This window comes from Sedimentitalea nanhaiensis DSM 24252, from assembly GCF_000473225.1.
GTDB classification, from domain to species: Bacteria; Pseudomonadota; Alphaproteobacteria; order Rhodobacterales; family Rhodobacteraceae; genus Sedimentitalea; species Sedimentitalea nanhaiensis.
Map to the genome: position 1 here is coordinate 2,596,488 of NZ_KI421509.1, position 21,667 is coordinate 2,618,154.

General features: G+C 58.7%; 18 protein-coding genes and 1 pseudogene. 9 read left to right on the forward strand and 10 right to left on the reverse strand.

Annotated features, from left to right (window positions below; genetic code table 11):
• Positions 1-531: 531 nt before the first annotated feature.
• The 10 genes from NANH_RS26260 to NANH_RS0114620 form a co-directional block, all read right to left on the reverse strand.
• Positions 532-942 (reverse strand): hypothetical protein, encoded by a 411-nt coding sequence (locus tag NANH_RS26260; RefSeq protein WP_051372427.1) that lies wholly within the window; start codon positions 940-942, stop codon positions 532-534.
• A complete protein-coding gene (locus NANH_RS0114580; RefSeq protein ID WP_027262712.1) occupies positions 942-2,030 on the reverse strand; it encodes an EscU/YscU/HrcU family type III secretion system export apparatus switch protein in 1,089 nt (362 codons plus the stop codon). Before NANH_RS0114580 ends, NANH_RS26260 begins: the two co-directional genes overlap by 1 nt.
• Complete coding sequence (locus NANH_RS0114585) at positions 2,027-2,800, reverse strand: flagellar biosynthetic protein FliR (RefSeq protein ID WP_027262713.1); 774 nt, start codon at positions 2,798-2,800, stop codon at positions 2,027-2,029. The genes NANH_RS0114580 and NANH_RS0114585 overlap by 4 nt, the downstream gene beginning before the upstream one ends.
• Positions 2,797-4,878 (reverse strand): flagellar biosynthesis protein FlhA, encoded by a 2,082-nt coding sequence (flhA, locus tag NANH_RS0114590; RefSeq protein ID WP_027262714.1) that lies wholly within the window; start codon positions 4,876-4,878, stop codon positions 2,797-2,799. The genes NANH_RS0114585 and flhA overlap by 4 nt, the downstream gene beginning before the upstream one ends.
• Before the next feature lie 9 nt (positions 4,879-4,887).
• On the reverse strand, positions 4,888-5,607 hold the full coding sequence (locus NANH_RS0114595) for a transglycosylase SLT domain-containing protein (RefSeq protein ID WP_245601458.1): 720 nt from the start codon (positions 5,605-5,607) through the stop codon (positions 4,888-4,890).
• Positions 5,608-5,810: 203 nt separating this feature from the next.
• Positions 5,811-8,066 (reverse strand): hypothetical protein, encoded by a 2,256-nt coding sequence (locus tag NANH_RS0114600; protein WP_027262716.1) that lies wholly within the window; start codon positions 8,064-8,066, stop codon positions 5,811-5,813.
• On the reverse strand, positions 8,063-8,932 hold the full coding sequence (motA, locus tag NANH_RS0114605) for a flagellar motor stator protein MotA (protein WP_027262717.1): 870 nt from the start codon (positions 8,930-8,932) through the stop codon (positions 8,063-8,065). The genes NANH_RS0114600 and motA overlap by 4 nt, the downstream gene beginning before the upstream one ends.
• Before the next feature lie 76 nt (positions 8,933-9,008).
• Entirely contained in the window at positions 9,009-9,614 is a 606-nt protein-coding gene (locus NANH_RS0114610) for a MotE family protein (RefSeq protein ID WP_027262718.1), read from the reverse strand.
• Positions 9,611-10,027 carry a hypothetical protein gene (locus NANH_RS0114615; protein ID WP_027262719.1) on the reverse strand — a complete coding sequence of 139 codons (417 nt, stop codon included), beginning with the start codon at positions 10,025-10,027 and terminating at the stop codon, positions 9,611-9,613. Before NANH_RS0114615 ends, NANH_RS0114610 begins: the two co-directional genes overlap by 4 nt.
• 9 nt (positions 10,028-10,036) lie before the next feature.
• Positions 10,037-10,525, reverse strand: a complete 489-nt coding sequence (locus NANH_RS0114620) for a flagellar basal body-associated FliL family protein (protein WP_027262720.1) — start codon at positions 10,523-10,525, stop codon at positions 10,037-10,039.
• Between the two features lie 77 nt (positions 10,526-10,602).
• Here NANH_RS0114620 and fliF point away from each other — a divergent pair.
• The 9 genes and pseudogenes from fliF to NANH_RS0114665 all read left to right on the forward strand — a co-directional run bounded on the left by fliF (position 10,603) and on the right by NANH_RS0114665 (position 21,593).
• A pseudogene (gene fliF / locus NANH_RS26265) lies at positions 10,603-12,268 on the forward strand (flagellar basal-body MS-ring/collar protein FliF).
• Positions 12,265-12,867 carry a hypothetical protein gene (locus NANH_RS0114630; RefSeq protein ID WP_051372429.1) on the forward strand — a complete coding sequence of 201 codons (603 nt, stop codon included), beginning with the start codon at positions 12,265-12,267 and terminating at the stop codon, positions 12,865-12,867. Before fliF ends, NANH_RS0114630 begins: the two are co-directional and overlap by 4 nt.
• On the forward strand, positions 12,860-13,156 hold the full coding sequence (locus tag NANH_RS0114635; RefSeq protein WP_027262722.1) for a FliM/FliN family flagellar motor switch protein: 297 nt from the start codon (positions 12,860-12,862) through the stop codon (positions 13,154-13,156). The genes NANH_RS0114630 and NANH_RS0114635 overlap by 8 nt, the downstream gene beginning before the upstream one ends.
• On the forward strand, positions 13,153-13,899 hold the full coding sequence (fliP, locus tag NANH_RS0114640; protein ID WP_027262723.1) for a flagellar type III secretion system pore protein FliP: 747 nt from the start codon (positions 13,153-13,155) through the stop codon (positions 13,897-13,899). The genes NANH_RS0114635 and fliP overlap by 4 nt, the downstream gene beginning before the upstream one ends.
• Before the next feature lie 152 nt (positions 13,900-14,051).
• Positions 14,052-14,930, forward strand: a complete 879-nt coding sequence (locus NANH_RS0114645) for a LysR family transcriptional regulator (RefSeq protein ID WP_027262724.1) — start codon at positions 14,052-14,054, stop codon at positions 14,928-14,930.
• Between the two features lie 110 nt (positions 14,931-15,040).
• Positions 15,041-16,732, forward strand: a complete 1,692-nt coding sequence (locus tag NANH_RS0114650) for an NAD(P)H-dependent oxidoreductase subunit E (RefSeq protein ID WP_027262725.1) — start codon at positions 15,041-15,043, stop codon at positions 16,730-16,732.
• 3 nt (positions 16,733-16,735) lie between these two features.
• A complete protein-coding gene (gene fdhF, locus NANH_RS0114655) occupies positions 16,736-19,519 on the forward strand; it encodes a formate dehydrogenase subunit alpha (protein ID WP_027262726.1) in 2,784 nt (927 codons plus the stop codon).
• Positions 19,520-19,624: 105 nt separating this feature from the next.
• Positions 19,625-20,323, forward strand: a complete 699-nt coding sequence (locus NANH_RS0114660) for a fumarylacetoacetate hydrolase family protein (RefSeq protein ID WP_027262727.1) — start codon at positions 19,625-19,627, stop codon at positions 20,321-20,323.
• 223 nt (positions 20,324-20,546) lie between these two features.
• Complete coding sequence (locus NANH_RS0114665; protein ID WP_027262728.1) at positions 20,547-21,593, forward strand: TRAP transporter substrate-binding protein; 1,047 nt, start codon at positions 20,547-20,549, stop codon at positions 21,591-21,593.
• The last annotated feature ends 74 nt before the right edge of the window (positions 21,594-21,667 follow it).

Sequence of the window (21,667 nt, forward strand, 5' to 3'; positions counted from 1 at the left end):
AGGGGCTGGAATCTCTAAGCCCGTAACCGTCCACGAAACCGGGGGAACTCCACATGGTAAACGGCTTTTGGGATTGTGAAACACCATAGTTACCATCAAATGATTGCCAGCGACCCCGCTATCCCATACCCACCGGTTTGACCTTGCGCATAGGTTTGACTTGGCATTTTTCGTGCTTTGGGCCGCAACCGGCGCTGGCATCGGCAGATCCGCCAAACGGCTTGGATTTTCTTGAGATTATTGCTTTGGAAGACAGGGAAAGATACGAAATAATTTAAATGCGTTCCCGGCCAATTTGCATCGATTCCCGGTCGGTCATAAATCTTTCGGCCTATGGCAACCTGCTCAGGAGAACTGCCGGACCCGTGTCACCACCGATCCGGTCGCCATTGTACTGGCACCATCGGCGCTCTCAGCAGAGCGCAGGCCATTATACAGTAGAAATCAAACGGCGTCCAAGCTTAGGGCAATTCCATCCAATCCGGCGTTTCACAGTGCTGGGGTCAGATCGCGGATGCGGTCCATTTTGTTTCACGGCATAAGAGAACCGGTGAGCAACGCCTCCAGTGCCCGTTCCCGTTCCCGGGTTTTCAAACCTGCCTGAGACCGATCATACATGCACTGCACAGCGTTTTGGCGGCCAAAGGCTTTACGCACTGTTCCGATCGCTACGAGCTTCTTTGCCATTACCTGCGATAATTCGATGTTGAGTTGCCGCTGGGTTCGGTTCAACCAGCCCTGCCACAGCAGATCGGCACCAAGCGAGCGCATCGGAAGATCATCGGATAACTGACGTTGCGCTTCTTGTGACTGGTCCTGCAATCGGGCCAGTTCTCCGCGCAGCCGCGCCTCTTCGGCCAGGATTTCCTGCACCTTTCCGAGTTCGTTCAGATAGAGGACTTCGGTGACCTTGGTCATTTGGTCCAGCTTGTCCAGTTTCATCAGACTTGTCCTTTGGCGCGTTTGCGCATGCGTTCCGCAAACCGTATTGCGGCCGCCACCGCGAGATATTGTTCTTCCAGAATTTCCTGACCCAGCTCGACCGTGGCGTGCAGGGCTCGTGCTGTTGGGGGGTCGTGGTGGATCGGGACGCCGGCCAGGTTGGCGGCATTTCGGATCGAGGCGGCGATTTCGTCGACGCCCTTGGCGACGCAGATCGGCGCCGCGCCGGGCGTGCGGCTCCATTTCAACGCGACTGCGTAGTGTGTCGGGTTGACAACAATGACATCGGCATTTGGAACTTCGGCCATCATCTGGTTCATCGCAATCTCTTGCCCCCGCTGGCGGCGCTTCTGTTTGAAATGGGGATCGCCCTCGGCCTCCTTGGACTCGTCGGTGACCTCCTTGCGGGACATCATGTTTTTGCGCAGATGTTCCTTGTGCTGCCAAACGGCGTCAATTCCGCCAATCACAGTGGCGATCAGCAATACAAGAAAGAGAAACTCGATGCACATCCGGGCCAGTTGCGACGCTACCAGCATCGGGCTGGATCCGATCAGGGCAACAACATCGGGGAGGCGAATTTTCAGGAACAGCCCCAGGCAGATCGAATAGAGCAGCAGTTTGACAAAGCTCTTGGCAAATTCGAACAAGCCAGAGCGCCCGAACTTGTTCTTGGCGTTGGAAATCAGAGAGATCCGCGACAGCTTTGGCTGGATCTTTGACGGGGCCACGACAAAGGCGCGCTGCGCCAGAATGGAGAGCAACACCGCCAGCGCTGGAATAACGAACCATGGAGCAAGCGATCTGGCCACGGCATTCAACAACGCTCCGACCGGCGCGCTGGCGGGACCGGTCAAGATTAGATCCGACAGGGATTCGGGTTGGTCCAGTAACACCGTGAGGGTCGTTCCCAGCTGGCGCACGGATTCGGCTCCGGCTGCCAGGGCCGCCAGCAGCAATCCGCCATAGGATGCCGCAACTGAAAGGTCTGTGGATTTGGCAACTTCACCCTTTTCTCGGGCTTTCAGAAGCTTTTGAGGTGTCGCCTCATGGGACTTTTCAGATTCGTCCTGTGCGCCCTCACTCATCTTGGCGGTGCCATGGGATCTTGCAGAAAGGACATCATCGCGTCGGTCCAGACCGTTAGAATGTAGGGCGCGCAGAGGAACAACAGAACCATGCCGCCCAAGGTTATGACCGGCGCACCGACAAAGGCGACCATCAGTTGGGGCATTGCCCGATTGATGACGCCCAGAGTGAGGTTGTAGAGAACGGATGTTACGACAAAAGGTGCCGCGAGCAGAAAGGCCAAAGAAAAGGCACTGGCAACGCGTCCAACGCCCCAGCTTGATAGCTCTCGCCCGGACGGAAAGCCACCGGCTGGAAATACCTGATAGGAATAGATCATCAATTCGGCCGCGCGGACATGCAAGCCGGCCATGACTGCCAACGCCAGACCGCCCACGACCAGAACATATCCCATCGCCGGAATCGGTTCGACCGCCGCTCCGCCAAGGATCTGGGACAGAGAAGTCGATTGTGCAGCCATCGATCCGGCTGTCTGAAGGGCCAGAACAAACAGCCGGATACCAATCCCCAAGGCCAGTCCGACGATCACTTCGGTGATGGCAAATGTCGAAAATGCCAGCGGAGACGTGGGAGGCGCGAGGGTGGGAACCGCAGGCAGGATGATAAGACTGAAGGCAATGGCCACGCCCAGCTTTACCCGCATCGGAACAGCCCGCTCACCAAATGCGGGCATGACCGAAACCAGCGCGGAAACGCGCAAGAATACAGTGATGCCATGCCACAGACCGGCCGACAGCAGCGACAGGACATCCTGTGGCAGGGCAATCATGCCGCGACCATCCCTACCAGCGCCGGTCGCGCCTCGAGGCCGATTTCTTCGAAGGATAATACTGGATTCGGAATGCCCCGCGCCCGCAGGATGGTGCGTAGAAAGCGGCGGCGTCGGGTCGAGGTGACGACAGCGGGGTACAGTCCTTGTTGAGCCGTTTGGTTCAGTCTTTCCGAGACGCCATCCGCGAGCCGGTTGAACAGATCTGGCGGCAAAGCGATGTCAAAGCCGCCTTGTTTGGTTTCGATCTGATAGGTCGCGAATGTGTCTTCCCATTCCGGTGCCAGCTGGACCAGCGGGATGCTGCCGTCCTGGCGTTTCAACTCTGAAATAAGTTGGAACCCCATGCGCTGGCGCACATGTTCGCATATGCTTTCGGGTTGTGTCGTCGTCAAACGGGCTTCGGCGATCGATTCAAGTATCAGCGGCATGTTGCGGATCGAGACCCGTTCTTCCAGAAGCAGACGCAGAACGCTGTGCAGCGTGTCGATCGGCACCTTGTCGGGAATCAGCTCATCCAGAAGTTTGCGGTTGGCTTCGGCTCTGCCGGGGTCCGACAGCTGGGTCATTTCCGACAGCAGCCTGCGCAGCGATTTTAACGTCAGAAGGCGCGCGAAATTCTGCTTGATCATCTCCAGAAGATGCGTCGCCAGGATTTCCGGAGGTGTGACGATCGTCGCACCGACAAGGGCAGCGGATTCCTGATCTCGGGGGGTGATCCAACGGGCAGGCGCGCCATAGACCGGTTCCGTAACATCGGTTCCGGATGGCAGCGACTCTTGGTTTTCGGGCATCAGTGCCAGCACGAGGTCCGGGTGCAGCGTACCGCGGACCTGCTCGACTCCCTGAACGCGGATAATATAGGTTCCTGTCTGCAATTCCGGTTGGTCCGTCAGACGGATATCGGGCAGGATCAATCCGAACACCGTTGCCACATGGGTCCGCATGTTGGCGATTCTGGCATCTAGGCCCGTGCCGGGGTCCAGGATCATGCTGACCAGATCGGGTGCAAATTCCAGGTGCACATCATCGAGATCCAGAACGTCTCCCAACGCCTTGCGAACGGGAATGTTGGTCTGTTCCGCGTCCGGGATATCGGCAGTAGCAACGCTGCGCTTCTTCATCATATATGCGGCGGATCCCAACACTGCGCCACCCAGCATGAAAGGCAGCAGCGGTAATCCGGGCACCAGGCCGAACATCGCCATCAGCACCGCCACCGTGGCCAGGGCGGCCGGATACTTGCCCAGTTGATCCAACAGGGCCAGATCGGTTGCGCCGCGGGTTCCGCCACGCGCCAGCAGCAGGGCCGACGCGATCGAGATGATGACGGCGGGAATCTGTGTCACCAGACCGTCGCCTACGGTGAGGATGGCATAGGTTTCAAAGGCTGCACTGAGAGGCATCTCGTGGACGACAACCCCCATCACCAGCCCCACGATGAGGTTGAGAAGGGTGATCAGCAATCCAGCGACTGCGTCACCTTTTACGAATTTTGACGCTCCGTCCAGCGAGCCAAAGAACGTGGTTTCCTGTTGTTCCGTCTCGCGGCGTTCCTTGGCCTGAGTGTGATCTATGGCACCTGCCGACATGTCGCTGTCGATCGCCATCTGTTTGCCGGGCATCCCGTCCAAAGCGAACCGGGCCCCGACTTCCGCCATGCGTGCAGCGCCCTTCGTGATTACCATGAAATTCACGATCAGAAGAACGCCAAAAACTACCAAGCCTAGAAAAACACTACCGCCCATAACGAATTGGGCGAAGCCCTCGATGACATCGCCAGCCGCGTTTGGGCCTGTGTGGCCCTGCCCGATGATTAGTTTTGTCGAGGAAACGTTCAGTGACAGGCGCAACATCAAGGACGCTAGAAGGATTGTTGGAAAGGCGGAGAAATCCAGTGGGCGCTCGATGAACAGGGTGACTGTGAAAATCAGGATCGCGAGGCCAAATGATGCAGCCAACCCCATGTCCAGCACCCACGAAGGCATCGGTAAGATCATCATGACAATGACCGCCATGAGTGCGAGCGCCAGCAGGACGGTTGGACTGAAGATCTCTCGAATGGTGAGTCTCGGCATTTCGCTTCCTCAGTTCAGCAGGACAAAGGCTGTTGACGTGCCGCTGTCCCTCGGCTGAACCGGAACCAGCGAACCCAGCCGCTTTGAACCCTGCCTCAGCAACGGTGAAGGTGTACGGAATGCAAGGATTCCGCCGCCCGGGCGATCATTTGCTTGGCCGGCCGCTTTGGAGGGCAAAACAGCAATGTCACTGTCGCCACTCATCAAGCCGCGGATTTTGTCAAATCGGGCGGAGTAGGATCGGGCGTAAGTTGGGGTGCGTGAATGGTATGCACCCGCCGCCGCTGACCAGTCACCGAATTCATCGTAGAGGCCGCGCAGGAAGCGCGCGGCGTAATCCGCATTCAACATCGGATCGAACATTTCGTCTATCGATCGAAAAGCGGTCCCGTGCCACTTGTAGTTGACTTGGAAACAACCGACATCAAAGCTTCGTGCGCCGCGTTTGAAGTGTTTGAACACATAGGCCCGCGCCTCATCTTCGGAATTGAACCACTTACCGGTACCTTCCATGTTCACGGTCCAGGGCCACGGGCGCAATCCACCCTTGCCCCCACGTCCGGTTTCAGCCCGCGAAATCGCGCGTAAAACATCGTAAGGAACGTCGCGGGCCTGTGCCGCCGCCCGGGCTGCACGATCGCACAGGTGCGACATGGTGCCCCCGTCCATCGAGGCGGACGCCGGAATGCCGCCGAAGGCAAAATGGGATGCAATGAAAAGAATCGTCAACAGGGTGCTGAACGTGGCACTCTTGGAGCGCCGGTTGGCCCGAGGATAGGTGTTCGATCTGTAAGGCATTCTGCCGGTTCCAAACCCTGTTTCTAGGTTTCAGCGACGTTAGGCGTGGCCGGTTGAGATTCGGTTATCAGGCTGGCGGGTATCGAGAAATTTTGGATCCCTGATGTTCAGGCAAACGGTAGGCCCCCGATCCACTATTCTATTTCTTTGCCAGTGTAATTGAGCAGTTCATCAATCCGCGCTCGGGTGATTTGACTGTCATCCAGGAGAGCACGCGCCTCGGCCAAGGGAGTCTCGGGTAGAGTCCCTGGGGATTCGTCTCTTAGCTGCAGAGATACGTTGGCCATTTTTCCATAGAGCGAATCCTGGTTTTCACTGATGGTGCCCCAGTCTTCGCCCAACCAGAATCCGCGCGTTGCATCGCCAGCCATGTCCGCCTCCATAAGAACTTGTCCGGCAAGTTGATGATCGCCATTCCGTGCCATCGCCTCGGCCCGGAGGCGCGCCGCCTCGGGTCCCGCCACGCTGAGCAGTTCCACGAGGGCTCGATGGGGCAGGCTCATCGCGAGTGCGGCTTCAGCTCGCATCAATTTTCTCTCGGGGCGTGCAGGTTGGGCACCTGACGCGGACAGCAGCGACATGGCCGGTTCGGCAAAACCAAGGTCCAGCATTCGACGTGCCATTTTATCCTCAAGGTCGGTGGGAATATCGGTTGCGGGGTCGCTGGCCAGAGACAACCCATGTTTTAGAAAGGTTACATCGTCAGCGTTTTCGACGAGAAGGTACAGCAATGGTGGCAATGCCTGCCTTGCGCTTGTTGGACCGTCGCGCCTCGTCAAATCGGCGTAGGCCTCAAATGCGGGGTCAAAGGCGTTCGACAGGCCGAGCGCAATGGAATGGGACCGCCGCAAATCCGGTCCTAGGTCAGTTTTGCGGTATTCGGCCGCATAGGCTGCAGCCAAAAGAGGCAGATCCGCAGGAATCGGCATGCGTTTGCGCCAATGAGTATCCACAAGTTCCACCAGGGCTTGGGGAGAAAATTCTGAATCGGTTTCGAGAACCTCGGTCATTTTTTCTGCAGCGATTTCTGCCTCGCCCCGTGATTTTTGAATTGCCGCAGTCGCAAATTCCTGATCAGGTCCGGGCTCGTCTTCGGCAAGATTGATTTTACGCAGCAGTGTTGCGGCCAATTCCAATTCGTCCACAGCAGCAAAAATACGACTTAGCCGAGGGCCCAGATGAGTCCTCAAGTGCAGGGGTAAACGCGCAAAGGTCTGCGCAACTGCCTCTGTATTAGCGTCCCAGGCCAGATCTGGACGCGACAGGACGGCCCACATGGCGGCATCATTGTCACAATTCTGTTGCCCGGAAAAAGGCAGGTTCGTCAGTCTTTTGTGGTTGTCCAGAACATCGGCCAGAGCCAACATCACTTCGGCGTTCTCTATTTTGTCCGGTGCCAGAAGAACTGCCTCACGCGCCTCGGCGCCAAAGCCATAGTGCAGATAGGTCTTTGCAAGATTTGCCGCAGTTACCGGGTCGAGGCGATCAAATTCCTTGTAAAGATCGGTTCGCAGCTTGCCGATCCGGATCGAGAACTCTTCGTCCCCGCCCCAGTCCTGGAGTGCGAACAGACCTGAAGGCAGGCATTCTCGGTTTTGTTCCATTCGTGTCAACGCATCCGAGACGCGGGACATGTCTCGGTCAATTACCGTTACGGCAGCGATATTGACGGATGGGCGATCCGGAACGGGTTGGGTTTGTAACGGCGTAGGATCAGTTTCTGATTTCTTTCTTTCAGGCACCGGGGGCACGGGTTGTAGTGGGGCAAGCAAGCCTTGATCGGCGGCGCGCCCGATCTGTTCCAGAAGTCGCTGCTCTGAAATGTTCACTCCGGGTTTGATGGTCCGGCGCTTTTCGGGCCTGGCTACTTGCATGTCTGTTTTGGCTGACGGGTCTACTAAGTTGGGTTTCCCAATGGTGACGGGCAGTTTCAGGCCCTGGAAACCCTGAAAACTTGGCGAAGTGCCGAATTGATATATATACTCGCCCAGCTGAAACGACCGTGCTTTTGGCTCTGCATTGGCCTTGGTTTCGTCTTTAATGTCCACAACCAGCATTGTGCTAGAGTGGTTAAAGCCAACCACACTGCAATCGCACGCCAGCTCAAGATTTAAAACACCGCCTTCATTTTCTGGTTGGCTCAGGTCGGCGAGCCGCGTTCTGCGGATGCGCTGGAAAACCTGACGTGTGTTGAATTTGGCGTCTGGCATGGAAAGACGTACCGACGCTTCTCGACCAATCTGCTCAATCGACCATTTCACAGAGGACGGGACACGCATCACCAGGCGGGTAAAGGTATCGTGTTCTCCTGAACGCACAGAGATTGATTGAGAGGTCGCCATCGTTGCTTGCACGGCCAGAAGCATGAAAATGGAAAATGCAATCTTCATGCGGCGTCCTGTTTGACAGCCTTCAGAGCCTCTTCAAGCTCAGAAAATTTGGGACGATAATGTAGCGGAGTATTCTGGCGCCCGACCTCAATGCAGATGGCCGCTGCGTGATTGTGAAGGTTTGCGATCAATACTTCGCGTATCAGCAGATAGAAATGGCTGTCCTCTTCAACAACTGCTTTGACTTTGGCGGCAAAGGGTCCCACCAAACCGTAGGCGAGGAAAACCCCGAGAAAAGTCCCCACCAAGGCGCCACCAATGAGTTTTCCGAGAACTTCGGGGGGTTGGTCGATCGATCCCATCGTCTTGATTACGCCCAGAACGGCTGCAACGATACCCAGCGCCGGAAGTCCGTCCGCCACGGTTTGCAATGCATGGCTGGAGTGCAGGGCATGATGGAGCGTGACATCCATTCGCTTGTCCAGAACTTCTTCGACCTGGTGCGGATCGTCATAGTTCATTGCAGCTGAGCGCATGGTATCGCAGATCAGATTGACTGCTTCCTGGTCGCTTTGAATTTTTGGATATTTGGAAAACAGTGACGATGTGTCGGGGTCTTCAATGTGCTGCTCGGCCTCGACGGGATTTTGGCGCGCGATTCGTATCAGGGCAAACAATAAACACAGAAGGTCGCGATAGTCTTCGGGTTTCCATTTAGGTCCCTTGAAAACCTTTCCGATATCCTTGGCAGTGTGTTTGATCGCCGCCATGTCGTTGCTGATCAGGAACGCGCCAGTTGCGGCGCCGCCAATCATGATCATTTCAAACGGCAAGGTTTTCAGGATAATGGCCATCTTGCCGCCGGCCAGCAAATAGCCCCCGAACACCATCCCGAATATTGTGACAATGCCGATTATACCGATCATTCTCCGACTCCGTGTAATTTGAGTTTGTGGCAGTCTGGCGCGTTCGCCTTAACAAACATTGAGTCTGTTGGCGGATTCAGTCGGTAGGGACAGTTGCATTTCGTCCGGCCAGCACGACGCTGATCGAATAGGCGGCCATCGGGCTGAGGCCCGCCATGATTCCGGCCGCTGCATCGGGTCGCATGCGTGCCAAAAAGCCGGCCGCAAACTGTGGATCCATTTCCTCAAACAGGGCCGCCGATTGTTTGGGTTTCATTTTCTCGTACACGTCGGTCAGTGTCGAAAGGTCGTCTTCGGACGCGCTGTCGGCAAGCGAAAGCGTGGCCGACAATCGCTGTTCTGCACCCTGAAGAGCGGCGAGCCGCTCGTTGATCGCTTGCTCAGCGATTTCAAGGGCTTTCATCCTGTCCTCGATTTGTTGTTCGCGGGACTTCAGGATGGCCTCTCTTTGCTGGAAAGCAGTAAGCAGAGCCTGAAGTTCGGCTGGAGCGGGCGCGATCGAGGCATCGGGCTGTGTCTGCGATGCATCATTAGCGCCTTCTGGAGCGGACTCCCGTGCGAAGGCAGGTCCCGCCTGCAATCCAATTCGCAGTGCGGCCGAACTGATCATCAGTATAGAAATCACCAAGAGCGCACTGCCGCGCACCTTCGCCTTCTTCACTATAGCTGGTTGTGGGATCATTGCGCGATTCCTTGGTTCGTGCGCTCATGGCGCATGAACATGGGACCAGCGGTTGTGGGTGCGGTCTGCTGCTTCGGCTTTGCTTCAACCGGTTTCGCCGTTTCGGCTTCTGGTTTGGGGTCTTCGGCTTCTGGAATATCGTGCATCGATGCCATCAACAGTTCCAGCCTGGCAGCCACCGATTCGGCACGAACCGTCAGATTTGTCAAAGACGCGTTTGAATTGTCTGCTGCATCGCGTGCAGCAATCAAGGTGCTGTTCAGGTCATCAACCTGTGCGGACAAGACCGCTACCGCGCCACCGACACCTTTCTCAAGGTTATTAAACCGGTTCAGGCGCCGCGCCAGAATAAAACAATAGAACCCTGCGCCAAGGGCGCCGGCAACCATGAGTATATCCGCAATCAGTTCCATAATTGCCTCCTAATTCAGTACAAATTCCATGATCAGCAAATCACGCACACGCCCGGCACCTGCCACAACCTGTACGCGGCGCAGCATCTGAGCACGCAAGCGGGTCAGGGCCAGAGGGTCCTCGAGATCTTCTAAGTCCAGCGCCCTGAGATAGCTGTTGAGAACATCGACGATTCGAGGAAGAATATGTTCAACATCAGCTTGATATGCTTCGGCGACTTCGAGCTGGGCACGGAAGCGCAGGTGTTGAACATGCTGGCCACCGCTTAGTGAGATCAGAATCGGTTCGATCTCGACAAATGCGATAGCTGGCAACATTTCGACATGCTGGGCCGGCCCGGATTTATCGTCCGTATTGCCATGAGACGAAAACATGCCTGAAGACACCGCGTAGAACCCCCCACCAGCCCCAATCGAAGCCAGGACCAGGGCCAAAATCATGTTTAGTTTTTTGGACTTGGACGGTTCTATCGGAGCGTCGGCTACAGCATCGGACATGGCGGATCCCATCGTTTCGTTCGAGATCTTCATAACCCTGCAGGAACTAACCGATTGTTAAGGCCAATCGACCAAACATGGCGGAACGTTGGCAGAACGTCGGCAATTCGGAGAACATCGTGCAGCAGATCAAAACCGTGTGGGTCGGACTGGACAGGCGCAAACAGCTGGTGATCGTTTTGGCGGCACTGGCGATGCTTGCGACCCTTGTCGTCATGTCGCGAATGGCAGCGACCCCTACCATGAAGCTTTTATACGCCGGGCTGGAAAACGGGTCGGCGGGCGAAGTCATACGTGCGCTGGAACAGCGCGGAACGGTTTTTGATGTGCGCGGCGGATCGATCTATGTCCCGGCGAATCAGCGTGACGAGCTGCGCATGACCTTGGCGAGCGAGGGATTGCCCGCCAACGGAGGTCGTGGATACGAGCTGCTGGATTCTCTGACCGGGTTTGGAACGACCTCGCAGATGTTTGATGCGGCCTATTGGCGTGCAAAAGAAGGCGAGTTGGCGCGCACGATTGTCGCCAGTGCGCATGTCGCGCAGGCACGGGTTCATATCGCCAACAATGGATCCAGCCCGTTCCAACGCAGTGTCGAACCCACGGCATCGGTTTCCATCGTGCCAGCGGGTGCCCCTATCACGCCGACACAGGCAAATGCGTTACGGTTTCTGATTTCTTCGGCCGTGGCCGGGCTAACGGTCGAGAACGTTGCCGTTATCGATGCAAACGGCAGCTTGGTTGGTCCGTCCGATCCCGCTGCTGGACCCAGCACGGCCGATGACCGGGCGCAAATGCTGAAAGAGCGTATTTTGCGGTTGGTCGAAGCGCGGGTGGGCGCGGGCAATGCCGTGGTCGAAGTCAGTGTCGACATCGTGACCCAGACAGAATCCATTCGCGAACGCCGGTTCGACCCAGAAGGCCGGGTCGCAATCAGCACCGACACCGAAGAGCGTACCGATTCGTCCAAGAATGCTGCCGGAGGCGACGTTACAGTTGCCTCGAATTTGCCGGATGGCGACGCCGCAGAAGGCGAGGGCTCGCAAGCAAAGGCCAGCGAGGTTCGAGAGCGGATCAACTATGAAGTCTCTCAGACAGAGCTCGAGATTACCCGCGTGCCCGGAGCAATCAAACGGCTGACTGTCGCGGTCCTCGTGAACGGGCTGAGCACACCCACAGAGGGTGGTGTCCCGACATTTCTGGAGCGCCCTGAAGAGGAACTTTCGGCGTTGCACGACCTTGTCGCGTCGGCCGTCGGGTTCGATGCCGAACGTGGGTGACGTGATCACCATGAAATCCATGGAGCTGCCTTCCATCGCCCCGCTCGGAACAGCGGCAGGTCCGACCTTTTTCCAGAGCCTGAACCTGGATGTGATGTCGCTGATCCAGATGGCGGCGCTGGCTGTCGTGGCGATGATTCTAGGTCTGTTCGTTGTCCGTCCGATCCTGTCCAAGCCAGTTGCCCTGCCGGCACCGGATACGGGGGCGCTGTCCGGAAACGGCGCGGAGTTGTCAGCGCAGTCGGGGCCGGTGCTGACCGGTGAAATCGCTGACGAATCAGGCGAATACACATCCACTGCCAGATTGGATTCACGGGGGGGGGCCGCGGGCACGGGCGTTGCGGCGCTCTCGGATGACGGGCCTTCACCGGTTGAACGCCTTCGTTCCATGATCGGTGAACGTCAAGAGGAAACTGTGGAAATTTTGCGAAGCTGGCTCGAAGAAAATGAGGAGAATGCATGATGACGATATCGCATTTGCTCGAAGATTTCAGTGTCCCGGACAATGCTATTGAGCCCTTGCAGCTCATGAGCGAGGACGGCCTGGAAGATCTTCGGCTGGCATCTTTCGAGCAAGGGTATACTGCGGGGTGGGACGATGCGATCCGGGCTCAGGCCAGCGATCAGGCGCGGATCACGGGTGCCTTGGGTAATAACCTCGAGGATCTGTCCTTTACCTATCAAGAGGCCTTGGTGCAGATGATGACCGCTGTCGAGCCCGTCTTTCGTGGCCTTGTCGAGACAGTGCTGCCCGAGGCGCTCATGCAAAGCGTCGGAGAACAGATCGTCGAGCAATGCTGTGAAATGGCCATGGGGCAGGTCGCCCAGCCGGTCTCGCTGCTGGTGCCGCCAGGGGCGGCAAATGCAATTCAGCCGGCCCTACAGCGCAATCTTTCGATGCAGGTGGAGATTGTCGAGAGTGAAGACATGGGACCGGGTCAGGTCTGGTTGAAAGTCGGCGACCGAGAACGCGAGATCGATTGCGGTCAGCTTCTTACAAACCTGCGCAGTTCAATCGACGCATTCTTCTTCGACACAACAAAGGCGACTGTCCATGGATAAGCAATCCGAAACTGGTGCGGCTGCACACGAGCAACCCAATCCGTTCGTTTCCGTCCCGATCGAAATTACGGTGTCCGTCGGCAAGGCTCGCCCACTGATCCGGGATCTTGTCAATCTTGGTGAAAACGCGGTCCTGACGCTGGACAAGCGGGTCGAGGATCCGGTTGAACTGTTTGTCGGTGATCGCCTCGTCGCGCGCGGTCAACTGGAGGAACTGAGCGGTGACCAAGCCGGGCAACTCGCGGTCAGGCTGACTGAAATCGCAGATTTTCAGAACGGCCTCGGATGAGATCAGGACATCGGATCGCAGTAACGCTGGCGATTGCCGTTGGTGCCGCAGCCTTGCCACACGCGGGCATTGCGCAGGAAATGACGCTGTCTCTGGGGGATGATGGTTCGATCTCTGCGCGGTCGATTCAGCTGATTATTCTGATCACGGTGCTCAGCATTGCCCCGGGGCTTGCGATCATGATCACCTGTTTCCCCTTTCTTGTGACGGTTCTGGCTATTCTGCGCCAGGCCATCGGCCTGCAGCAATCGCCACCAAACATGCTGATTGTCAGCCTGGCCCTGTTCCTGACGTATTTTGTGATGGAGCCCGTGTTCACGCAGGCCTGGGAAACAGGAATACGGCCCCTAATGAACGAGGAAATCGATATTGAAACCGCTATAGGGCTCAGCCTCGAGCCGTTCCGCGTTTTCATGGCCGCTCGGCTGGATCCGGACACATTCGGGGCGATGGCCGAGCTGCGGCCTGACGCTGAATCGATCCGGTCCGGCCCCGACGCCCCCCTGTCGGTTCTGGTGCCCAGTTTCCTGCTGTCCGAAATCGCCCGTGCATTTCAGATCGGGTTTCTGGTTTTTCTGCCATTTCTGATCATCGATCTCGTTGTGGCCGCAGTTCTGATGTCGATGGGCATGATGATGGTCCCTCCCGCAATCGTTTCGCTACCGTTCAAGCTGGCCTTCTTCGTCGTCGCCGATGGTTGGAGCCTGATTGCCAGCGCACTTGTGCGGAGTTACTTTCCCTGATCTTGTTTTTCGGTCTTGCGCGCGCGTCGTGCCATGTTGCGCGCCTTGGGCGAATGTGCGATTTCTCTGGAACTGTCTGACTGCGGAACTTAGCCTGCGGGCCAAATGGGCTCGCTTGAGGCCTTTTGACGTGGGACCATTCAGGAGAGGCAATGTCCGAGATCCGCGACCTGAAGCTTCTGGTTTCCCTGGCGCATCACAAACATTTTTCGCGGGCTGCGGACGATTGCGGTATTTCTCAACCCGCGTTCTCGGCCCGTATTCGCAAGATGGAACATGAATTTTCCATACCGCTGGTCCGGCGTGGGAACAAGTTTCTTGGCTTCACCCGCGAGGGTGAAGTGGTCCTGAAATGGGCGCGTCGGCTGCTCAACGATGCAGAAGGAATGCGGCAGGAGATCGATGCGCTGCGAAACAACATGAGCGGCAAACTCGTGGTCGGAACTATTCCGACAGCCTTGCCTTTCGCCGCGTTGGTCTCGTCGCATCTGCGCGCTGCCCATCCGGATTTGTCGCTTGAACTGCAATCGCTGTCTTCCCGGCAGATCGAGATCCGTCTGAATGACTATTCGCTGGACGCGGGCATCACCTATGTTCAGGGTGCGGGCCCGAACAATATCGAACGCCTTTATGATGAAAGCTATGTGCTGATTGCGCCAGACCATTTGGCGCCACGGCAATCGGGTCAGGCGACCTGGGCGGAAGCGGCGCAACTGCCGCTTTGTCTGCTGACGCCGGATATGCGAAACCGTCAATTTGTCGATGATGTGTTTCGCCGCATCGGCGCCAGTCCGACCGTAGTGATGGAAGCCAATGGATTCACCGCCGTTCTGGTCCAGGTGGCGAGAGGGAATGCCGCCACCATTGCGCCGAGAATCGTTGCCGAAACGTATTTTTCAGCGCAGGCTTCGGTCAAACTGGAGTTGATCGAACCGGCCCTTACCCAAGCCATAGGCTTGCTTATCAAGGAGCAGAACCCGGTCCCACCGGTTATTGCGGCGTTTCGCAAGGCAGTCCGACGGTCTCTGTAAGAGGGTCTTGGGTATTCATTATAAGCAAATCATATGATGCGTTCAAAAATCGCGATTTGATGCGATGAAGAAATTCTGAAACATGTGCTTAGACAAACGGAGTGTGGCAGATGAACGTATCGAACGCGAAACCCGGCATATGGAAGAGTGGTCGCGGGCGTGGTCGTGTTTTTCCGAAGGGTCGTCAGTACGAGGACGATGCGCTTGAGGCGGTTCGGGATTTGTTGGGGGATTTGCCCCGGCGGCGGGATTTGCTGATTGAGCATCTGCATCTGATTCAGGACCGGTATGGCCATCTGAGCGCGGGGCATCTTCGGGCGCTGGCCGAGGAGATGCGGCTGAGCCAGGCCGAGATCTATGAGGTGGCGACGTTTTACGCGCATTTCGATGTGGTCAAGGAAGGCGAGGCGCCGCCTCCGGCGCTGACGATCCGGGTTTGCGACAGCCTGTCGTGCGAGCTGGCCGGGGCGCAGCAGCTGCGCGCGGCGTTGCAGGACGGGCTGGATCCGGCGCAGGTGCGGGTGTTGCGCGCGCCCTGCATGGGGCGTTGCGACACGGCGCCGGTGCTGGAGATCGGCCACAACCACATCGATTGTGCCACGCCGGACAAGGTCGCGGCGGCGATCGCGGCAGACGATACCCATGCCCATGTGCCTGATTACGAGGACCTGGCGGCTTATCGCGCGGGCGGCGGCTATGAGCAGTTGCAAACCCTGCGCGCGGGCAGCGAGACGCCGGATGCGGTGCAGGAGCGGGTGCTGTCCTCGGGGTTGCGGGGCCTGGGCGGAGCCGGGTTTCCGTCGGGCAAGAAATGGTCCTTTGTGCGCGCCGAGGCCGGGCCGCGTTACCTGGCGGTCAACGGGGACGAGGGCGAGCCGGGCACCTTCAAGGACCGCTATTACCTGGAACGCACTCCGCATCTGTTCCTTGAGGGCATGCTGATCGCGGCCTGGGCGGTGCAGGCGGAAACATGCTTTATCTACATGCGCGACGAATATCCCGCCGTGCTGGCGATCCTGGCCCAGGAGATCGCCGCGCTGGAAGCCGCCGGGCTGGTGCCGGCAGGGTATATCGACCTGCGCCGCGGTGCCGGGGCTTATATCTGCGGCGAAGAAAGCGCGATGATCGAAAGCATCGAGGGCAAGCGCGGCATGCCGCGCCATCGCCCGCCGTTTGTGGCGCAGGTGGGGATCTTCGGTCGGCCGACGCTGGTGCATAACGTGGAAACGCTGCATTGGGTGGCGCGGATCTGCCGCGAGGGCCCCGATGTTCTGGGCGGCACCGAGAAGAACGGGCGCAAGGGTCTGCGGTCGTTTTCGGTTTCTGGCCGGGTGCGCAATCCGGGGGTGCACCTGCTGCCGGCGGGGTCGACCATCATCGACATCATCGCGGCGGCGGGTGGTATGGCCGAGGGTCATGTGTTCAAGGCCTATCAGCCGGGCGGGCCGTCGGCGGGGCTGCTGCCGGCCAGCATGGATGACATCCCGATGGATTTCGACACGCTGCAACCGCATGGCAGCTTTATCGGCTCGGCCGCGATCGTGATCCTGTCCGACCGGGATCGGGCGCGGGACGCGGCGCTGAACATGTTGCGGTTCTTTGAGGACGAGAGCTGTGGCCAATGCACCCCCTGCCGGGCGGGCTGCGAAAAGGCGGTCAAGCTGATGCAGGCCGACACCTGGGACAAACCGTTGCTGGACGAGCTTTGCGCGGTGATGGTCGATGCCAGCATCTGCGGGCTGGGGCAGGCGGCGCCCAATCCGATCCTGCTGACGATGAAACATTTTGCCGACGAGGTCTGAGCCATGAGCGAGACAGTCACCTTTACCCTGGATGGCGCAGAGGTCACCGCCGAGGCGGGCCTGACGATCTGGGAAGTCGCCAACGGGCGCGGTCTCACGATCCCGCACCTGTGCCACAAACCGGCCCCCGGCTATCGCCCGGACGGCAATTGCCGCGCCTGCATGGTCGAGATCGAAGGCGAGCGGGTGCTGGCCGCCAGCTGTATCCGCGAACCGGCCCCCGGCATGGTGGTCAAGACCGCCACGGCGCGGGCCAAAAACGCCCGCAAGATGGTGATGGAACTGCTGGTGGCGGATCAGCCGGAACCGGCGGTGGCGCATGACAAATCCAGCCATCTGTGGGACATGGCGGCGCTGAACGGGGTGCAGACCAGCCGCTTTCCCAAGCTGGAAGAGGGGCGGATTCCGCTGTTGGATGACAGCCACGTGGCGATGTCGGTCAACCTGGATGCCTGCATCCAGTGCGGGCTGTGCGTGCGCGCCTGCCGCGAAGTTCAGGTCAATGACGTGATCGGCATGTCGGGCCGGGGTCACGATGCCTGGCCGACGTTTGATTTTGCCGACCCGATGGGGCAAAGCACCTGTGTGGCCTGCGGCGAATGCGTTCAGGCCTGCCCGACCGGCGCGTTGATGCCCGCCAGCGTGGTCGATGCGGACCAGGTCGGCGACAGCGCCGATTACGACGAGGCGGTCAACAGCGTCTGCCCGTTCTGCGGCGTCGGCTGTCAGGTCAGCCTCAAGGTCAAGGACGGCCGGATCAAATATGTCGAAGGCATCAACGGCCCCGCCAACGAAGGCCGGCTCTGCGTCAAGGGCCGGTTCGGCTATGATTACATCCACCACCCGCACCGGCTGACCAGGCCGATGATCCGGCGTGCGGATGCGCCGCCCAAGGGTCTGAACGTGGATCCGGGCGACCTGTCGACCCATTTCCGCGAGGCGAGCTGGGAAGAGGCGCTGGATTTTGCCGCCGGTGGCATGACCCGGCTGGCCCAGGCCCATGGCGGGCGGGCGGTGGCCGGGTTCGGCAGCGCCAAATGCACCAACGAAGAGGCCTATCTGTTCCAGCGCCTGATCCGCGAGGGGTTCGGGCATAACAATGTCGATCACTGCACCCGGCTGTGCCACGCCAGCTCGGTGTTTGCGCTGATCGAGAATGTCGGTTCGGGCGGGGTGACGGCGACTTTCAACGAGATCGAAAATGCCGATGTGGCGATCGTGATCGGGGCCAACCCGGTCGAGAACCATCCGGTTGCGGCGACCTATTTCAAACAGTTCACCAAGCGCGGCGGCAAGCTGATCGTGATGGATCCGCGCGGGGTGGGCCTGCGCCGGTTTGCATCGCACATGCTGCAATTCCGCCCCGGCGCGGATGTGGCGATGCTGAACGCGATCATGAACGTGATCGTCACCGAAGGGCTGTATGACCAGCAATATATCGACGCCTATACCGAGAACTGGGAAGCGGAAAAGGCGCATCTGGCCGATTTTACCCCCGAGGCGATGGCACCGGTCTGTGGCATCGACGCGCAGGTGCTGCGCGACGTGGCCCGTACCTTTGCCGGGGCAAAATCGGCGATGATCTTCTGGGGCATGGGGGTGTCGCAGCATATCCATGGCACCGACAATTCCCGCTGTCTGATCAGCCTGGCGCTGATGTGTGGCCATATCGGCCGCCCCGGCACCGGATTGCATCCGCTGCGCGGCCAGAACAACGTGCAGGGGGCGAGCGATGCCGGCCTGATCCCGATGTTTCTGCCCGACTACCAGAGTGTCACCGACGACGGGGTCCGCCGCGCGTTTACCGATGTCTGGGGCAGCGGCGACTTCAGCAATGAAAAGGGGCTGACCGTCACCGAGATCGTCGACGACATCCATGCCGGGCACACTAAAGCGATGTATATCCTGGGCGAGAACCCGGCGATGTCGGACCCGGATGTGGACCACGCCCGCGAGGCGTTCGCCAAGCTCGAGCATCTGGTGGTGCAGGATATCTTTCTGACCGAGACGGCGAATTACGCCGACGTGCTGCTGCCGGCCTCGACGCTGTATGAAAAGACCGGCACCGTGTCCAACACCAACCGGCAGGTGCAGATGGTACGCCCCGCCGTCAGTCCACCGGGACAGGCGCGCGAGGATTGGTGGATCGAGGTCGAACTGGCCAGGCGCCTGGGGCTGAACTGGACCTTCACCCACCCCGGCGAGATCTATACCGAAATGGCGCAAAACATGCGCAGCCTGGACAACATCACCTGGCAGCGGCTGGAAACCCAGGCCGTGACCTATCCCAGCCTCAGCCCCGAAGACCCGGGTCAGGCGGTGGTGTTCGGCGACGGTTTCCCGCGCCCCGAGGGCCGCGCCCGGTTCACCCCGGCCAAGGTGATCGCACCTGACGAGGCCCCGGACGACGACTATCCGATGATCATGACCACGGGGCGGCAGCTGGAACATTGGCACACCGGCTCGATGACCCGGCGCGCCAGCGTGCTGGACGCGGTCGAACCCGAAGCCAACGCCTCGCTGCACCCGGCCACCCTGCGCAGGCTCGGCGTCGCGCCCGGCGACATGATCACCCTGCAAACCCGCCGCGGCAGCATCGACATCATGGCCCGCGCAGACCGCGCGATCGCCACCGACATGGTCTTCGTCCCCTTCGCCTATGTCGAAGCCGCCGCCAACACCCTCACAAACCCCGCAATCGACCCGTACGGCAAAATCCCAGAATTCAAATTCGCCGCGTGCAACGTCAGAAAATCGGAAGCGCCGGAAGTGACTGCGGCCGAGTGAACTTGACCCGGCCGTTCCAACCAAGGGGCAGGCTGGGGCGGACAACCGTTGCATGGCAATCTGCGCTCCTGCATGACTGGCAGACGCAAATGAGGACGGCGACAAATGACTGCAAGCCTGTTTGATATTCCAGTCGTGCCCGGAATCCGGGTCAACGGCGAGACTGCAACCTATCCCATCGGTCGGATATTCTGTGTTGGGCGCAACTATGCCGCCCACGCTGCCGAGATGGGGGTCGAGGTCGATCGGGAGAAGCCGTTCTATTTCACCAAATCTCCGGCGGCGGCCGTGTCGAGCGGCGCGCATGTGCCTTATCCGCCGGGTACGGAAAATTACCATTATGAGATGGAGTTGGCCCTGGCGATCGGTCGCCCGGTGTTTCGGGCCGACACGGATCAGGCGCGATCTGCAATCTATGGGTATTGCTGTGCACTGGACATGACGCGCCGCGATCTGCAACTCAGCGAACGGGCGAAGCAACGCCCTTGGTCGCTGGGCAAGGATGTCGAGAATTCCGCCGTTTTTGCGCCAATGACCAAGGCTGACGACATGACGCCCATCACCAATCAGCGTATTCACCTTTCGGTCAATGGCGAGATCCGGCAGGATGGGACCTTGGCCGAGCTGATCTGGAAGCTGGATGAGATCATTGTGCATCTGTCCGGTTTCTATCATTTGCGACCGGGAGATCTGATTTTGACGGGGACACCTGCAGGGGTTGGGCCAGTTGTGGCGGGTGACGCGATCACCGGCGGCATCGACGGATTGGATCCGATATCTCTGACCCTGACGCGACCGGAATAGCCGAAACGCAAACGCCCGGCTGCCTTTCGCCACATTGGCCGGCACACTGTCTCTCCCGCCACACCGGTTCGAACCGTCGCGCATTGTGCCGCGGATGTGAGCGGGCAGGCGTTCCTGTGCGTATGGAAACGGCTGCCGCCATGACCGAGAGCGAGCTGGGCGTTGCTGTTTTTGGCAAAACCATTCTATTAATAGAATAAGTGGTCAGACAGGGAGGAACGACATGACCTATCGGAGAAAGCTCTTGGGCCTGGCGGGGGCGGCAGCGGTTGCCGCGCTGGCCACCGGGTTCATGACAACATCGGCGCTAGCGCAGGAAGTGACGCTGAAGCTGCATCAGTTTCTGCCAGCCCAGGCCAATGTGCCGAAATTGATCCTGGACGTCTGGGCGGACAATGTCGAAAAGGATTCGCAAGGACGGATCAAGGTGGATCGCTATCCGTCGATGCAATTGGGAGGACGTCCACCGGAACTGATGGATCAAGTGGTCGATGGTGTCGCTGACATTGTCTGGACGGTTGTCGGTTATACACCGGGGCGCTTCCCCAGCACCGAAGTGTTCGAGCTTCCGTTCATGATGACCAATGCGCGCGCAGTCAGTCATGCCTATTGGGATATGTTCGAGAAACACTGGAAGGATACAGATTTCAAGGATGTGCATATCCTTGGAACCTGGGTGCATGGCCCGGGCATGATTCACAGCAACAAGCCGGTGGAAAAACCCGAAGACCTGCAGGGCATGAAAATCCGTGGTGGATCGCGGTCGATCAACTCGCTGTTGACCGAGTTGGGGGCAACGCCTGTGGGCATGCCCGTGCCAGCGGTTTCCGAAGGCTTGTCCAAGGGTGTGATCGACGGCACGACCATCCCGTGGGAGGTAACACCGGCGCTGAAGGTTCCGGAGCTTGTGCGCAACCATACCGAATTCACCGGCAATGCGCTGTATGTGCTGACATTCGTTCTGGCGATGAATAAGGAAAAATACGAAAGTTTGCCTGACGATCTTAAAAAGGTGATCGATGACAATTCGGGGCTGGAGTTTTCGGTTTTTGCCGGCGGAACCCAGGCCGACTCGGATGGTCCGGCACGTCAGATCGCAGTCGATCTGGGTAACAATATCATCACCCTGGACGCAGAGCAGACAGCGGTCTGGAAAGAAGCCAGCCAGCCGATCTACGATGCCTGGATCGCCGATATGGACAGCAAGGGTATCGACGGTCAGGCATTGATCGACGAAGCGCGGATGCTGATCGACAAGTATACCGAATAGGTGTCATTCGACAGTGGGGGGCCGTGACGATCCAGTCGTTGCGGCCCTGACGTGCCGGGAAACAGCCAGGATAG

What these genes read in the sequence shown, in the direction of transcription:
- NANH_RS26260 (WP_051372427.1), bottom strand. Translation starts at nt 942, where the DNA reads ATGAAACTGGACAAGCTGGACCAAATGACCAAGGTCACCGAAGTCCTC.
- NANH_RS0114580 (WP_027262712.1), bottom strand. Translation starts at nt 2,030, where the DNA reads ATGAGTGAGGGCGCACAGGACGAATCTGAAAAGTCCCATGAGGCGACA.
- NANH_RS0114585 (WP_027262713.1), bottom strand. Translation starts at nt 2,800, where the DNA reads ATGATTGCCCTGCCACAGGATGTCCTGTCGCTGCTGTCGGCCGGTCTG.
- flhA (WP_027262714.1), bottom strand. Translation starts at nt 4,878, where the DNA reads ATGCCGAGACTCACCATTCGAGAGATCTTCAGTCCAACCGTCCTGCTG.
- NANH_RS0114600 (WP_027262716.1), bottom strand. Translation starts at nt 8,066, where the DNA reads ATGAAGATTGCATTTTCCATTTTCATGCTTCTGGCCGTGCAAGCAACG.
- motA (WP_027262717.1), bottom strand. Translation starts at nt 8,932, where the DNA reads ATGATCGGTATAATCGGCATTGTCACAATATTCGGGATGGTGTTCGGG.
- NANH_RS0114610 (WP_027262718.1), bottom strand. Translation starts at nt 9,614, where the DNA reads ATGATCCCACAACCAGCTATAGTGAAGAAGGCGAAGGTGCGCGGCAGT.
- NANH_RS0114615 (WP_027262719.1), bottom strand. Translation starts at nt 10,027, where the DNA reads ATGGAACTGATTGCGGATATACTCATGGTTGCCGGCGCCCTTGGCGCA.
- NANH_RS0114620 (WP_027262720.1), bottom strand. Translation starts at nt 10,525, where the DNA reads ATGTCCGATGCTGTAGCCGACGCTCCGATAGAACCGTCCAAGTCCAAA.
- NANH_RS0114630 (WP_051372429.1), top strand. Translation starts at nt 12,265, where the DNA reads ATGATGACGATATCGCATTTGCTCGAAGATTTCAGTGTCCCGGACAAT.
- NANH_RS0114635 (WP_027262722.1), top strand. Translation starts at nt 12,860, where the DNA reads ATGGATAAGCAATCCGAAACTGGTGCGGCTGCACACGAGCAACCCAAT.
- fliP (WP_027262723.1), top strand. Translation starts at nt 13,153, where the DNA reads ATGAGATCAGGACATCGGATCGCAGTAACGCTGGCGATTGCCGTTGGT.
- NANH_RS0114645 (WP_027262724.1), top strand. Translation starts at nt 14,052, where the DNA reads ATGTCCGAGATCCGCGACCTGAAGCTTCTGGTTTCCCTGGCGCATCAC.
- NANH_RS0114650 (WP_027262725.1), top strand. Translation starts at nt 15,041, where the DNA reads ATGAACGTATCGAACGCGAAACCCGGCATATGGAAGAGTGGTCGCGGG.
- fdhF (WP_027262726.1), top strand. Translation starts at nt 16,736, where the DNA reads ATGAGCGAGACAGTCACCTTTACCCTGGATGGCGCAGAGGTCACCGCC.
- NANH_RS0114660 (WP_027262727.1), top strand. Translation starts at nt 19,625, where the DNA reads ATGACTGCAAGCCTGTTTGATATTCCAGTCGTGCCCGGAATCCGGGTC.
- NANH_RS0114665 (WP_027262728.1), top strand. Translation starts at nt 20,547, where the DNA reads ATGACCTATCGGAGAAAGCTCTTGGGCCTGGCGGGGGCGGCAGCGGTT.